The 14,277-nt window shown below is 71.7% G+C and carries 10 protein-coding genes and 2 pseudogenes; all 12 read left to right on the forward strand.

Annotated elements, in window-relative coordinates; genetic code table 11:
* Positions 1 to 56: 56 nt before the first annotated feature.
* The 12 genes and pseudogenes from infB to PCA76_RS07355 all read left to right on the forward strand — a co-directional run bounded on the left by infB (position 57) and on the right by PCA76_RS07355 (position 14,264).
* Positions 57 to 3,085: pseudogene (gene infB, locus PCA76_RS07300) on the forward strand (translation initiation factor IF-2).
* Positions 3,086 to 3,175: 90 nt separating this feature from the next.
* Complete coding sequence (locus tag PCA76_RS07305) at positions 3,176 to 3,472, forward strand: DUF503 domain-containing protein (RefSeq protein ID WP_272616236.1); 297 nt, start codon at positions 3,176 to 3,178, stop codon at positions 3,470 to 3,472.
* 126 nt (positions 3,473 to 3,598) lie between these two features.
* Positions 3,599 to 4,090, forward strand: a complete 492-nt coding sequence (gene rbfA / locus PCA76_RS07310) for a 30S ribosome-binding factor RbfA (protein WP_272616238.1) — start codon at positions 3,599 to 3,601, stop codon at positions 4,088 to 4,090.
* Positions 4,087 to 5,145: a DHH family phosphoesterase gene (locus PCA76_RS07315; RefSeq protein ID WP_272616240.1), complete on the forward strand. Its 1,059-nt coding sequence runs from the start codon at positions 4,087 to 4,089 to the stop codon at positions 5,143 to 5,145. Before rbfA ends, PCA76_RS07315 begins: the two co-directional genes overlap by 4 nt.
* A gap of 109 nt (positions 5,146 to 5,254) precedes the next feature.
* Positions 5,255 to 5,662, forward strand: a complete 408-nt coding sequence (locus tag PCA76_RS07320; protein ID WP_272616242.1) for a hypothetical protein — start codon at positions 5,255 to 5,257, stop codon at positions 5,660 to 5,662.
* Positions 5,662 to 5,871 (forward strand): DUF6186 family protein, encoded by a 210-nt coding sequence (locus PCA76_RS07325; RefSeq protein WP_203151123.1) that lies wholly within the window; start codon positions 5,662 to 5,664, stop codon positions 5,869 to 5,871. The genes PCA76_RS07320 and PCA76_RS07325 overlap by 1 nt, the downstream gene beginning before the upstream one ends.
* Positions 5,872 to 6,425: 554 nt before the next feature.
* The gene (locus PCA76_RS07330) at positions 6,426 to 7,739 is read left to right on the forward strand and encodes an MATE family efflux transporter (protein WP_272616243.1); all 1,314 of its coding nucleotides are present in this window, start codon (positions 6,426 to 6,428) and stop codon (positions 7,737 to 7,739) included.
* 30 nt (positions 7,740 to 7,769) lie between these two features.
* Positions 7,770 to 8,725, forward strand: a pseudogene (gene truB, locus PCA76_RS07335) (tRNA pseudouridine(55) synthase TruB).
* 76 nt (positions 8,726 to 8,801) lie between these two features.
* Entirely contained in the window at positions 8,802 to 9,731 is a 930-nt protein-coding gene (locus PCA76_RS07340; protein WP_272616245.1) for a bifunctional riboflavin kinase/FAD synthetase, read from the forward strand.
* Between the two features lie 198 nt (positions 9,732 to 9,929).
* Positions 9,930 to 10,199 carry a 30S ribosomal protein S15 gene (gene rpsO / locus PCA76_RS07345; RefSeq protein ID WP_030337594.1) on the forward strand — a complete coding sequence of 90 codons (270 nt, stop codon included), beginning with the start codon at positions 9,930 to 9,932 and terminating at the stop codon, positions 10,197 to 10,199.
* Positions 10,200 to 10,425: 226 nt separating this feature from the next.
* On the forward strand, positions 10,426 to 12,819 hold the full coding sequence (locus PCA76_RS07350) for a polyribonucleotide nucleotidyltransferase (protein WP_272616248.1): 2,394 nt from the start codon (positions 10,426 to 10,428) through the stop codon (positions 12,817 to 12,819).
* Between the two features lie 47 nt (positions 12,820 to 12,866).
* Positions 12,867 to 14,264 (forward strand): M16 family metallopeptidase, encoded by a 1,398-nt coding sequence (locus tag PCA76_RS07355; RefSeq protein ID WP_272616250.1) that lies wholly within the window; start codon positions 12,867 to 12,869, stop codon positions 14,262 to 14,264.
* Positions 14,265 to 14,277: the final 13 nt, after the last annotated feature.

Consider the following 14,277-nt stretch of genomic DNA (forward strand, 5'->3'; position numbering starts at 1 on the left):
TGCACGAGTGAGGTCGCTGCGGGTGCTGCCCGCACGACCTCGGAGTGAGGAGTGCAGTGGCAGGCAAGGCCCGCGTACACGAGCTTGCAAAAGAGCTCGGGGTCGAGAGTAAGACCGTTCTCGCCAAGCTGAAGGAAATGGGCGAGTTCGTGAAGTCCGCGTCCAGCACCGTCGAGGCGCCCGTCGCCCGCCGGCTGCGTAACGCATTCGTCGCGTCCGCCGGAGCTCCGGCACCGGCCGCCCCGTCGGCGCCCGCGTCGACGCCGGCTTCAACCACGACCCCGACGCCGTCCACGACCCCGGACGCGCCACGGGTTTCGGCACGGCCGATGCCGCCTCGGCGGCCGACCGCCCCGGCACCTGGCCCGAAGCCGAAGGGTCCGGTGCCCGCTGCACCGCAGCCCGCGGCTCCGGTCGCCAAGCCGGCGAGTGCCCACGACATCGAGGTGGCGGCCGCGGAGGCGCGTGCCGCCGCGCTGAAGGCTGAGCAGGAGGCCGCGGTCAAGGCCGCGCAGGCCGCCCGTCAGCAGCAGCGGGACAACCCCGTTCGCCGGGAGCCTCCGGCAGACGGCAGCAACCGCCCCGGCCCTCGGCCGGGTCCCGCCGCGATGCCCCCCGTCCCGGTTCGCCGGCAGCTCGTCCGAGCACGCCGGCTCCGGGTCCAGGTGCCCGGCCGGGCGGTCGCCCGCCGGCGCGCGGCGCCGGTAACAACCCGTTCGGTATCCAGGGTGGCCAGCAGCAGCGGCCCCCGGCTGCGGGCGCTGGTGGCCCCCGGCCCAACAGCCCGGCGGGCATGCCGCCGCGGCCGAGCCCGAACTCCATGCCGCCGCGGCCCAGCCCGGCGTCCATGCCGAGTCAGCGTCCGGCTGCCGGTCGTCCCGGTCCCGGTGGCGCTGGTCGTCCCGGTGGTGGCGGCGCAGGTCGTCCCGGTGGTGGCGGCGGCGGTGGCTTCCGTGGCGGTCCCGGCGGTGGCGCCGGTGGCGGTGGCGGTTACCGCGGCGGCCCTGGTGGCGGCGCGGGTGCCGGCGGTGGCGGTGGCTACCGTGGCGGCCCTGGTGGCGGCCCCGGTGGCGGTGCTCCCGGTGGCGGTTTCCGTCCGGGTGCTCCGTCCGGTGGTGGCGGTCGTCCGGGTGCGGGTGGTCGTGGCCGTGGCGGCGGCGCCGCGGGTGCCTTCGGGCGTCCGGGTGGCCGGCCGACGCGCGGTCGCAAGTCCAAGAAGCAGCGCAGACAGGAGTTCGACAACCTGTCGGCTCCGACCATGAGCTCGGGTGCTCCCCGGGGTCAGGGTCAGGTCGTCCGGCTGTCCCGTGGCGCCTCTCTGTCGGACTTCGCCGACAAGATCAATGCCAACCCGGGTTCGCTGGTCCAGGAGATGTTCAACCTGGGCGAGATGGTCACCGCGACCCAGTCCTGTTCTGACGACACCCTGCATCTGCTGGGTGAGCACCTGGGCTTCGACATCCAGATCGTCAGCCCGGAGGACGAGGACCGCGAGCTGCTCGCGCAGTTCAACATCGACCTCGACGCGGAGGTGGCCGAGGAGCGTCTGGTCAGCCGTGCGCCGGTGGTGACCGTCATGGGTCACGTCGACCACGGTAAGACCAAGCTGCTCGACGCGATCCGTAAGGCGAACGTCGTTGCCGGTGAGGCGGGTGGCATCACCCAGCACATCGGTGCCTACCAGGTGCACGTTCCGCACGACGGCGTGGACCGCGCGGTGACCTTCATCGACACCCCGGGCCACGAGGCGTTCACCGCCATGCGTGCTCGTGGTGCCCAGGTGACGGACATCGTGATCCTGGTCGTCGCGGCCGACGACGGCGTGATGCCGCAGACCATCGAGGCGTTGAACCACGCCAAGGCGGCCGACGTGCCGATCGTGGTCGCGGTCAACAAGGTCGACAAGCCGGACGCCAACCCGGACAAGGTCCGCCAGCAGCTGACCGAGTACGGCCTGGTCGCCGAGGAGTACGGCGGCGAGACCATGTTCGTCAACGTGGCGGCCAAGCCGGGCATCGGCATCGAGGAACTGCTCGAGGCTGTCCTGCTGACCGCCGACGCGTCGCTGGAGCTGACCGCTCCGATCGACGGGCCGGCCCAGGGTGTGGCCATCGAGGCGCACCTGGACAAGGGCCGCGGTGCGGTGGCGACGGTGCTGGTGCAGAAGGGCACCCTGCGGGCTGGCGACTCGATCGTCGCCGGTGGGGCGCACGGCCGGGTTCGGGCGATGCTCGACGAGAACGGCAACCAGCTCACCGAGGCCGGTCCTGCGCGTCCGGTCATGGTGCTGGGTCTGACCGCGCCTCCCGGTGCGGGCGACACGTTCCTCGCCGCGGCGGACGACCGTACGGTGCGGCAGATCGCCGAGCAGCGCCAGGCACGGCGGCGGGCGGCGTCCTTCGCCAACTCCCGCGGTCGGGCCACCCTCGAGACGCTCATGGAGCAGCTCAAGGAGGGCGAGAAGACGTCGCTCAACCTCATCCTCAAGGGCGATGTCTCCGGTTCGGTGGAGGCCCTCGAGGACGCGCTGTTCAACCTCGACATCCCCGAGGAGGTCCAGCTCAAGGTCCTCGACCGGGGCGTCGGCGCGATCACCGAGAGCAACATCATGCTCGCGAGTGCGTCGTCCGAGCCGGTCACGATCATCGGCTTCAACGTGCGGGCCTCGAACAAGGTCCGTGAGATGGCCGACCGCGAGGGCGTGGAGATCCGGTACTACACCGTCATCTACCAGGCCATCGAGGAGATCGAGGCGGCGCTCAAGGGCCTGCTCAAGCCGGAGTACGAGGAGGTCGAGCTGGGCAGCGCGGAGATCCGCGACGTCTTCCGCTCGTCCAAGATCGGCAACATCTCCGGTTGCATCGTCCGGTCTGGTGTCCTTCGCCGCAACGCGAAGGCGCGCCTGCTGCGGGACGGGGCGGTCGTGGCGGACAACCTCACGATCAGCTCGTTGAAGCGGTTCAAGGACGACGCCACGGAGGTCCGCGAGGGCTTCGAGTGTGGTCTGACCCTGGGTGGTTACAACAACGTCCAGGTTGGCGACGTCATCGAGACCTTCGAGATGCGGGAAAAGGTTCGCGCCTGATCCGGCAGTGACACGCTGATCAAGGGGTTTACGCCGACCGGCGTAAACCCCTTGATCATGCGGGGTGGCTTGGCGGTATCGTCCGGGGCGATGTTTACCGGAACCGCGGTCTTCGACCTGCTGCTGCCGGGCGACTCCCGGTCGCTCAAAGCCAAGAGATCATATGTACGGCCGATCGTGGCGGCGCTGCGCCGCTTCGAGGTGTCGGCCGCCGAGGTGGGAGCGCTCGACCTGCATGGTCGAGCGGAGATAGCGGTGGCCGTGGTGGCCGCCGAGACGGCGCACGTCCGCGAGGTGCTCGACTCCTGTGAGCGTCTCGTGGCCGGCCGCCCCGAGGTCGAGTTGCTGTCGGTCCGACGCCGGCTGTACGGCGTGGACGACGACTGACCGAGGTGCCGGCGGTGCCGGGCGACCGGTGCGGCCGCGAAGGTAGTGTTCGAGATGTTGGCCGGTCGGCCGGCGGCCCCCGGGTCGCCGGGTCGACCGGGAGCAGGACGCCGTGGAGGTGGCGAGATGTCTGATCCGGCCAAGGTACGCCGGCACGCGGAACGGGTGCGTGAGCTGGTCGCGTCGGTGGTGCGGAGCCAGATCAAGGACCCGCGGCTCGGGATGATCACCATCACCGACGCCCGGATCACCGCTGACCTGCGCGACGCGACGGTTTTTTACACGGTGCTCGGCGACGCGGTGGCCCAGGCGGACACCGCGGCGGCGCTGGAGAGCGCCAAGGGGCTGCTGCGCAGCACGGTCGGTAAGGCGCTCGGGTTGCGGCACTCGCCGACCCTCACGTTCGTCCTCGACGACGTGCAGGACCAGGTCAAGCACATCGACGACCTGCTCGCCGCCGCCCGCAACGCTGACGCCGAGGTGCAGCGGATCGCCGCCCAGGCGAAGTACGCGGGCGAAGCGCAGCCGTACCGGGTGGATGACGAGGACGACGAGACGGAGGAGGCCGACGAGGCCACCGACGTCAAGGAGACCCCGCGGGGTGGGGAAACGCGGTGACGAGCACCGCCAGCGCCCCGCTCGCCGGGGCTGCCGGGATCGGCCCCGCCGAGGCGGACTGGGCTGCGGCCGAGGCGCTGGTGCGGGCTGTCCCGCCGAGCGGTCGGGTACTGCTGATCTGCCACGTCAACCCGGACGGCGACGCGCTGGGCAGCATGCTCGGCTTCGGTCTGGGTCTGCGGCAGATCGGCGTACGCGAGGTGCAGGCGACCTTTCCCGGGCCGCCGGAGGTGCCCGAGCCGTTCCGTGGGTTGCCCGGTCTGGACCTGCTGGTTCCGGCGAGCGCCGCGGATCTGGCACCCGATCTGGTGATCTGCTTCGACGCGGCGAGCGAGTCGCGCCTCGGCGAGTTGGCGGGGCGGTTGTCGTCCGCGGGCGCGGCGCTGGTGCTTGATCACCACGCGTCCAACCCCGGCTTCGGCACGGTCAATCTGGTCGACCCGGGTGCCGCGGCGACGTCGGTGGTGGCCGAGCAGTTGTTGGCTCGGCTCGGTGCCGTGGTGGATCCGGCCATCGCCGAGTGCCTCTACGTGGCGCTGACCACGGATACCGGCTCGTTCCGGTTCGATGCGACCACTCCGGCGGTGCATCAGATGGCAGCCCGGTTGCTGGCCACCGGCATCTCGCCCGGTGACATCTCCCGGCGGGTCTTCGACACGCGGCCCTTCGGCGCGGTCCGCCTCTTCGGTGAGGTGCTCGGCCGGGCACGGCTGGAGCCGGCCGCTGCTGGCGGCCGAGGGTTGGTCTGGACCTCCGCCACCCTGGACGATCTGGCCCGGCACGACCAGCGGCCGTACGTGCTGGAGGCGCTGATCGATTCGGTGCGCTGCACCGCCGAGGCGGATGTGAGCTGTGTGTTGAAGCAGACCACGCCGGGCGAGTGGGCCGTGTCGATGCGCAGCAAGGGCGCGGTGGACGTCAGCCGGGTCGCGGTTGCGCTGGGCGGTGGTGGTCACCTGTTCGCGGCCGGGTTCACCGGTCGGGGCACCGTCGAGCAGGTGGTCGAGTCGATCCGTGGCCAGCTGGACGCTGCGCTGATCCGCCCCGGCAGCTGACGCTGACGCCGGCTATTCGCCTCCATCGATCTGCCGGTTAGGAAGATCAGGGTCAGCTCCGGGGAGTGTCGGTCTTCCCGCGCTCTGCGAGACCGGGAAGAATTGCGGGATGGAGCAGCCGCACGACCTCACCGTGGAGGCCCCCCGCGCCTGGGACCGGCCCGCCGTCTCCGTTCCCGTCCTCGTCTGCCTTTCGCTCGTCGGTGGCCGGTTCGCTTCGTTCTCCACCGAGGCGAATCTGTTCACCATCGGCACCGGCGGGGTGCTGATCTGGCTCGGTCTGAGCAATCGGGTGCCCCGCCGACCGGCGCCACGGCGTCTGGGCGCGGGGGCGGCCTGGTGGGCGGTGCCGGTGGTGGTCTTCGGGGTCTTCGAGGGCGTCACCTTCGTGATGGCGGCCGGCGATGACTTCCCCACCTTCTCCCGGCTGGCCGACCCTCTCCTGGAAGATCACCTGACCCGGTCGGCGGTCTGGTTCGCCTGGTTGGCCGCCTTCTGGGGGCTGGTGCGGCGATGATGCGAGCGCTCGCGATCGGCGGTTTCCTCACCGCGCTGGCCCTCTTCGCGGTGGTCGAGTGGATGGCCCGGCGGGAGGGTTCCCGGATCCCGACCCTGGGCGAGGTCTGCGCGTACGTGATGCGCTACGAGGTGGGCCCGGTGCCGGTGGGCCGGATCGGTCTGTTCGGGTTCTGGTGGTGGCTGGGCTGGCATTTCCTGGCCCGCTGAGCCGGGTTGCCACCTGTCCAGATGGCGGGAACCACGAGCAGCATGTGGACCTGAACGATAGCTTGGGAGATGGCCGGTGTCGCCTGGCGGCGCAGGTCATGGGCGGTGGTGCAACACCTCGCGCCGCTTCCCTCCAGGGTCGGACCGACCCGGGCTCACGCTGCCCAGCCGGCTGCTCCGGTAACCCCGGACCGCCGTGGGGCGCTCAGCACGACCGCCCGTGAGGGCCGCCGCGTGTCGGCGGCTCACACCCTGGAAGGAGCGCCACCATGCCGAACAAGCCCAAGCCCGAGACCACCGACGACGCCCGCGAGCAGGCCCGCCGCGCACTGCAGACCTCGATGGACACCCGTCAGTGACCCGGCCCGTCCGGCGGTGATGCCGCCGACGGTCTCCGTCGATCGCGTCACCGCCCGACCGGCCCTCTTCCGCGATCGTGTCGCGGGACAGGCCCACTGATCCCTCGTCGCCCGCCCAGGCAGCGTCATCGTCAGCGCTGGTAAGTGCTGCCCTTCCTTGCGATCCTTACGGGGGTCGTGACAGGATCGCCGACGATGAACACCAGCACGCTCGCTGCGTCCCCCCGGCGGATCGCCAGCCTCGCCCTGCCGGCCCTCGTGGTGCTCGCCGCCGAACCGCTCTACGTGCTGGTCGACACGGCCGTGGTCGGTCACCTCGGCCGGGTGCCGCTCGCCGCGCTCGCCATCGGCGGCACGGTCATGACGCTCACCGCATGGGTCGGCACCGTGGTCGCGTACGGCACCACCGGGCGCGCGGCCCGCCGCTTCGGGGCAGGTGACCGGGCAGCAGCGGTGGCCGAAGGTGTCCAGTCGTCCTGGCTCGCGTTCGGTGTCGGCCTGCTGATCGCGGTCGGCATGCAGTTCGGCGGAGGCGCGCTCGCGCGTACCCTCGCCGGGGGTGGTGGCGAGGTGGCCGACGCCGCCGCGCACTGGCTGCGGATCGCGGCCCTCGGCGCTCCCGGCCTGCTGCTCGCCGCCGCCGGCAACGGCTGGCTGCGCGGTGTGCAGGACACTCGCCGGCCGTTGGTCTTCGTGCTCGGCCCCAACCTGATCTCCGCGCTGCTCTGCCCGCTGCTGGTCTACCCCGGCGGGCTGGGCCTGATCGGTTCGGCGGTGGCCAACGTCGTCGCGCAGACGCTCTGCGGGGTGCTCTTCGCCGCCGCGCTGGTCGGCGAGCGGGTGTCACTGCGACCCCGGCCCCGCGTGATCCGCCAGCAGTTGGTGCTCAGCCGGGACCTGCTGATCCGTGGGCTGGCGTTTCAGGCCAGCTTCCTCTCCGCGACCGCCGTCGCCGCCCGCTTCGGCGCCGCCGCGGTCGGCGCCCACCAGATCGCTCTGCAGCTCTGGTTCTTCACCGCGCTGGTGCTCGACGCGCTGGCCATCGCCGCGCAGTCCCTGGTGGGCGCCGCGCTCGGCGCTGGCGACGACGCGGGTGCCCGGGCGCTCGCCCGCCGGATCGGGCTGCTCGGCGGCGTCTGCGGCGTCGGCTTCGCGCTGCTCATCGCCGCCGGCGCCGGCGTCGTACCGTCGTGGTTCAGCTCCGACCCGGAGGTACGCGAGCAGGCCATGGTGGCCTGGCCCTGGTTCGTCGTCATGCTGCCGCTGGCCGGGGTGGTGTTCGCCCTCGACGGCGTGCTGATCGGCGCCGGCGACGTGCGCTACCTGCGCAACCTCACGATCGTGGCGGCGCTCGGCGGCTTCCTGCCGGCCATCTGGCTGGCGTACGGGCTCGACCTCGGGCTGGGCGGCATCTGGGCCGGGCTCACCCTGTTCGTGGTGATCCGACTGGTCGCCCTGCTGCTGCGACTCCGCGACGGCAGGTGGGCGGTGACCGGCGCGGTCCGCTGAGCGGCCCCTCCTGGCGCTGCCGGTCCGGCGCTGGTCGCCCGGGTCACGCACGGGCGTGCCCACGCACTCCCGGGTACGGGCCATCTGGCAGGCTTGGCCGACGTGAGCACCGATGGTCTGATCGTGGTCGACAAGTCCGGCGGCATGACGTCGCACGACGTGGTGGCGCGGATCCGCCGATTGGCGAAGACCCGGCGGGTCGGGCACGGCGGCACCCTCGACCCGATGGCCACCGGTGTGCTGGTCATCGGCGTGGGCCGGGCCACCCGCCTGCTGACCTACGTGATCGGCGCGGGCAAGAGCTACGCCGGCACCATCCGGCTCGGACAGGCCACCGTCACCGACGACGCCGAGGGCGACGTGATCGCCACCGCGCCGGCCGGTCAGGTCACCGACGAGGCGATCCGGTCGGCGCTGGGCGCGCTCAGCGGCGAGGTCGACCAGGTGCCGAGCGCGGTCAGCGCCATCAAGATCGACGGGCAGCGCGCGTACAAGCGGGTCCGTGACGGGGAGAGCGTCGAGCTGCCCGCGCGGCGGGTCACCATCTCCCGGTTGGAGGTGCTGGCGATCCGCCGCACCGAGCCGGACGTGGTGGACGTGGACGTGGACGTGACCTGCTCCTCCGGCACGTACATCCGGGCCATCGCCCGGGACGCGGGCCTGGCGCTCGGTGTCGGTGGGCACCTGACGGCGTTGCGGCGGACCGCGGTGGGTGGCTTCACCCTCGCCGAGGCGGCGACCCTCGACGAGTTGGACCAGCGTGCCCCGGACGTGGTGAACCTGCCGCTGGACGCGGCGGCCGACCGGTTCTTCCCGCGCCGAGAGGCCACGGCCGAGGAGGCGCGGGTGCTCGCCCACGGCGGGCCGCTGGACCCGGCCGGCCTCACCGGCCCGTACGCCGTCTTCGGGCCGACGGGGGCCTGATCGCTATCGTCAGCGAGCGGGACGGGCGGGCTCGCGCGGAGATCGTGCTCGCCCCGGCCTGACGGCGGGGAGCAGGTCCGCCGGCCCGTGGCCGGCGGTGTCGACCCGCCGGTCGGCGGGACAGCAGGGAGGAACGGCATGCAGCGGTGGCGGGGGTACGACGCGGCGCCCGGTGGGTGGGGACGCTCGGTCGTCACCATCGGCGTCTTCGACGGCGTGCACAGGGGGCACCAGGCGACCATCGGGCACACCGTGGCCCGAGCCCGGGAGTTGGGCGTGCAGTCAGTGGTGGTCACCTTCGACCCGCACCCGGCCGAGGTGGTCCGCCCCGGTTCGCATCCGGCGGTGCTCACCGAGCCGGCCCGTAAGGCGGAGCTGATCGAGGAACTCGGCGTGGACGTGCTCTGCGTGGTGCCCTTCACCCCGGAGTTCTCCCGGCTGACGGCCGAGCAGTTCGTGCACGACGTGCTGGTCGAGCACCTGCATGCGGCGTTGGTGGTGGTCGGCCGCAACTTCCGCTTCGGGCACCGGGCGGCCGGCGACGTGGCGCTGTTGGAGCGGCTGGGTCAGACCTTCGGCTTCGGCGTGGAGGGCGGCCCGCTGGTCGCCGAGGACGGCACCGTCTTCTCCTCCACGTACATCCGCTCCTGCGTCGACGCGGGAGACGTGGGCGCGGCGGCCGCCGCGCTGGGTCGCCCGCACCGGCTGGAGGGCGTGGTGGTCCGCGGTGACCAGCGGGGGCGGGAACTCGGCTTCCCCACCGCCAACCTGCTCTGCCACCGGTACGCGGCGGTGCCCGCCGACGGGGTGTACGCGGCCCGGCTGATCCGCCGAGGGCAGCGTGAACTGCTGATGGCGGCGGTGTCGGTGGGCACCAACCCGACCTTCTCCGGCCGGGAGCGGCGGGTGGAGGCGTACGCGCTGGACTTCTCCGGCGACCTGTACGGCGAGCGCCTGGCCCTCGACTTCGTGGCGCACCTGCGCGGTCAGATCCGGTACGACTCGATCGAGCCGCTGATCGCCCAGATGGAACAGGACGTGACGCGCACCAGGCGCGCTCTGGCCTGATCATCGTGGGTGACCTGGCCGCCATCGAGGCCCTTCGCCGGGTGTTACCGGCGAGTGCTGGTAGTCTTGCCGGGACGTCGGGTGACCGGCGTGGGGCCTCGCGTGCCTGCTCGACGCCGCGGGTGCGAGGTACCGGTCCGTTCCCGGTCCACGGGACGACGGACACCTACTTGATCAACCCATCGAAACAGGGAGAACATGGCGCTCGACCAGGAAGCCAAGGCCAGCATCCGCGCGGAGTACGCAACCGCCGAGGGCGACACCGGTTCGCCGGAGGTTCAGGTCGCGGTCCTCACCAAGCGGATCGCCGAGCTGACCGAGCACCTGAAGGTGCACAAGCACGACCACCACAGCCGCCGTGGGCTGCTGCTGCTGGTCGGCCGGCGCCGTCGGTTGCTCAACTACGTCCAGAAGAAGGACATTGCGCGCTACCGGTCGCTCATCGAGCGGCTCGGCCTGCGCCGGTGACGTGACGGGGGAGTGGCCGACCGGCTGCTCCCCCGTACGGCGTCCCACTTGAAGAAACACGGGCCGCGCGACCACCCGAGAGGGAGCCGGTCAGCGTACCGGTCTCCGGTAGTGGCCCCCGGGAACCCGGCATCACGCCGGCCACCCGGGCGCTTCGATCGAAGACCGGCCGGCTGAGCAGCTCCCCGATGTCGTGGGCCCACGACGCGAAGGAGCACGACAGCACATGACCGAGACCAAACTCGGCACCGAATCCCGCACCGCCGTGATCGACAACGGGTCCTTCGGCACCCGCGAGATCACCTTCTCCACCGGCCGGCTGGCTCGCCAGGCCGCCGGTTCCGTCATCGCCCAGCTGGGCGAGACGGTCGTTCTCTCCGCCACGACCGCCGGTAAGCACCCGAAGGAGCAGTTCGACTTCTTCCCGCTGACCGTCGATGTCGAGGAGCGGATGTACGCCGCGGGCCGCATTCCCGGCTCGTTCTTCCGCCGTGAGGGTCGGCCCAGCGAGGACGCGATCCTCACCTGCCGGCTGATCGACCGGCCGCTGCGCCCGTCCTTCGTCAAGGGCCTGCGCAACGAGGTCCAGGTCGTCGAGACCATCCTCGCGCTCGACCCGCAGCACCCGTACGACGTCGTGGCGATCAACGCCGCCTCGATGTCGACCAAGCTGTCCGGCCTGCCGTTCTCCGGCCCGATCGGTGCGACCCGGGTCGCCCACATCGACGGCCAGTGGGTCGCCTTCCCGACCCTGGAGGAGCTGGCCCGCGCCACCTTCGACATGGTCGTGGCCGGTCGCACGCTCGAGGACGGCGACGTCGCGATCATGATGGTCGAGGCTGAGGCCACGCCGAACGCCGTCGCCCTGATCTCGGCCGGGGCCACCGCCCCGACCGAGGAGATCGTGGCCAGCGGCCTGGAGGCCGCGAAGCCGGCGATCCGTGAGCTGTGCCGCGCGCAGAGCGAGCTGGCCGAGGTCGCCGCCAAGCCGGTCACCGAGTTCCCGGTCTTCCTGGACTACCAGGACGACGTGTTCCAGGCTGTCGCCGACCTGGCCCGCAGCGAGGTGGCCGAGGCGATCACCATCGCCGGCAAGGCCGACCGCGAGGAAGCCCTGGACCGGGTCAAGGCCCGGGTCGCCGAGGAGCTGGGTGGTCGGTTCGAGGGTCGGGAGAAGGAGCTCAGCGCTGCCTTCCGGTCGCTGACCAAGTCCGAGGTGCGCAACCGCGTCCTGCGCGAGCAGGTCCGTATGGACGGGCGTGGCCCGCGTGACATCCGGGCACTGACCGCCGAGGTCGGCGTGCTGCCTCGGGTGCACGGTTCGGCGTTGTTCGAGCGGGGCGAGACCCAGATCCTGGGCGTCACCACGCTGAACATGCTCCGCATGGAGCAGATGGTGGACACGCTGTCCCCCGAGAACCGCAAGCGCTACATGCACAACTACAACTTCCCGCCGTACTCGACCGGTGAGACCGGCCGGGTCGGCTCGCCGAAGCGTCGCGAGATCGGCCACGGTGCCCTCGCCGAGCGTGCGCTGATCCCGGTGCTGCCGTCGCGTGAGGAGTTCCCGTACGCCATCCGGCAGGTGTCGGAGGCGCTCAGCTCCAACGGCTCCACCTCGATGGGTTCGGTCTGCGCGTCGACGCTGGGCCTGCTCTCCGCGGGTGTTCCGCTGAAGGCGCCGGTCGCCGGCATCGCGATGGGGCTCATCTCCGACGAGGTGGACGGCAAGACCCAGTACGTGACGCTGACCGACATCCTCGGTGCCGAGGACGCGTTCGGTGACATGGACTTCAAGGTCGCCGGTACGCCGGACTTCGTCACCGCGCTCCAGCTCGACACCAAGCTCAACGGCATCCCGTCGGACGTGCTGGCCGCCGCGCTGCAGCAGGCTAACGAGGCCCGGCAGGTCATCCTCGGGGTCATGAAGGCGGCGATCGAGGCTCCGGCCGAGATGTCCGACTACGCGCCGCGAGTCACCACCGTCAAGATCCCGGTGGACAAGATCGGCATGGTGATCGGCCCGAAGGGTCAGACCATCAACGCGATCCAGGACGAGACCGGCGCCGAGATCTCCATCGAGGACGACGGCACGATCTACGTCGGTGCCACCAACGGCCCGTCGGCCCAGGCGGCCGTCGACCGGATCAACGGGATCGCCAACCCGACGCTGCCGAAGCAGGGCGAGCGGTTCCTCGGCACGGTGGTCAAGACCGCCGCGTTCGGCGCGTTCGTCTCGCTCCTGCCGGGCCGCGACGGCCTGCTGCACATCTCCAAGGTGGGCGACGGCAAGCGGGTCGAGCGCGTTGAGGACTTCCTCAACGTCGGCGACCGGGTCGAGGTCGAGATCGCGGACATCGACGCCCGCGGCAAGATCTACCTCGACAAGGTCCGCCCGGAGGGCACCGAGGCGCCGGCCGCAGGTGAGGCCGCCGCTGGCGACCGGCCGGCTGGTCGGGACCGGGGCGACCGGGCTCCGCGTGACCGCGGCGACCGTGAGCGCGGTGGCGACCGGGGCGGGCGTGGCCCGGAGCGCGGCGAGGGCGGCAACGGCAACGGCGGCGGCGAGGGTGGTGGCGAGGGCGGCGAGCGTCCGCGCCGCCGGACCCGGAACAGCTGATCGTCGTACATCGCATCACCCACCCCTCGTCGAACCGGGAGCAGTACGTGAGTCGGGCCATCAGCGCGCCGTTTCCACCGGATCGACGGGGGGTGGCCGCGTCTCGGGACACCGGGGCGGGCCGCTCCGGCGGCACCGCCCGCGCGGTGACCCGAACGCTCAGCGACGACCCGCTGGGCGGCACGGTACGACGTACCGTGCTGCCCAGCGGCCTGCGCGTGCTCACCGAGGCGATTCCAGCGATGCGTAGCGTCTCGTTCGGCATCTGGGTGGCGGTCGGCTCGCGCGACGAGACCGGCCCGCAGGCCGGTGCCGCGCACTTCCTCGAGCACCTGCTCTTCAAGGGCACCCACAAGCGCACCGCACTGGAGATCTCCTCGCAGATCGAGGCGGTGGGTGGTGAGACCAACGCGTTCACCACGAAGGAATACACCTGCTACTACGCCCGCGTGCTGGACGAGGATCTGCCGCTGGCGATCGACGTGATGTGCGACCTCGTCGCCGACTCGCTGTTGGAGCCGGCCGACGTCGAGACCGAGCGCGGCGTGATCCTGGAAGAGATCGCCATGCACGACGACGAGCCCGGTGACGAGGTCCACGACCTCTTCGTCCAGGCCGTCTACGGCGACCACCCGCTGGGTCGGCTGATCTCCGGCACCGCGGAGACCGTCACGCCGATGACCCGGCGGCAGATCCAGAGCTTCTACCGGGGTCGCTACACGGCGCCGCAGATCGTCATCGCCGCCGCCGGCAACCTCGACCACGCCGCAGTGGTCAAGCTGGTCCGTCAGGCTGTGCGTGGCACCCCGCTGGACAGCGACCCGGCCGCCCCGGCGCCGCACCGCGCGGCGACCCCGGCGGTGCCGACCAAGGCGGCGACCACCCTGGTGGAGCCGAAGGAGACCGAGCAGGCGCACGTCATCCTCGGCTGCCCCGGCATCGACCGTCTCGACGAGCGGCGCTTCGCCCTCGGGGTGCTCAACAACGTGCTCGGGGGCGGCATGTCCAGCCGCCTGTTCCAGGAGATTCGCGAGCAGCGCGGCCTGGCGTACTCGGTCTACTCCTACGCCAGCCAGTACGCCGACAGCGGCCTGTTCGCCGTCTACGCCGGCTGCGCGCCGGGCAAGGTGGACGAGGTCCTGGCCCTGACCCGCGCGGAGCTGGCCCGGGTGGCCGCCGACGGGTTGACCGAGGCCGAGGTGGCCCGGGGCAAGGGGATGAGCAAGGGCTCGTTCGTGCTCGGCCTGGAGGACACCGGTTCCCGGATGAGCCGGCTGGCCAAGGGTGAGCTGCTCTACGGTGACCTGATGCCCGTGGACGAGCTGCTCCGTCGGGTCGACGAGGTCACCGAGGAGGACGTGAACGTCCTCGCTGGCGAGCTGCTCAGCCGGCCGATGTCGCTGGCCGTGGTCGGCCCGTTCGGCGCGGGCGACTTCGTCGTCTGAGGGCTGCCGCCGC

This window comes from Micromonospora sp. LH3U1 (assembly GCF_028475105.1).
Classification (GTDB): Bacteria; Actinomycetota; Actinomycetes; order Mycobacteriales; family Micromonosporaceae; genus Micromonospora.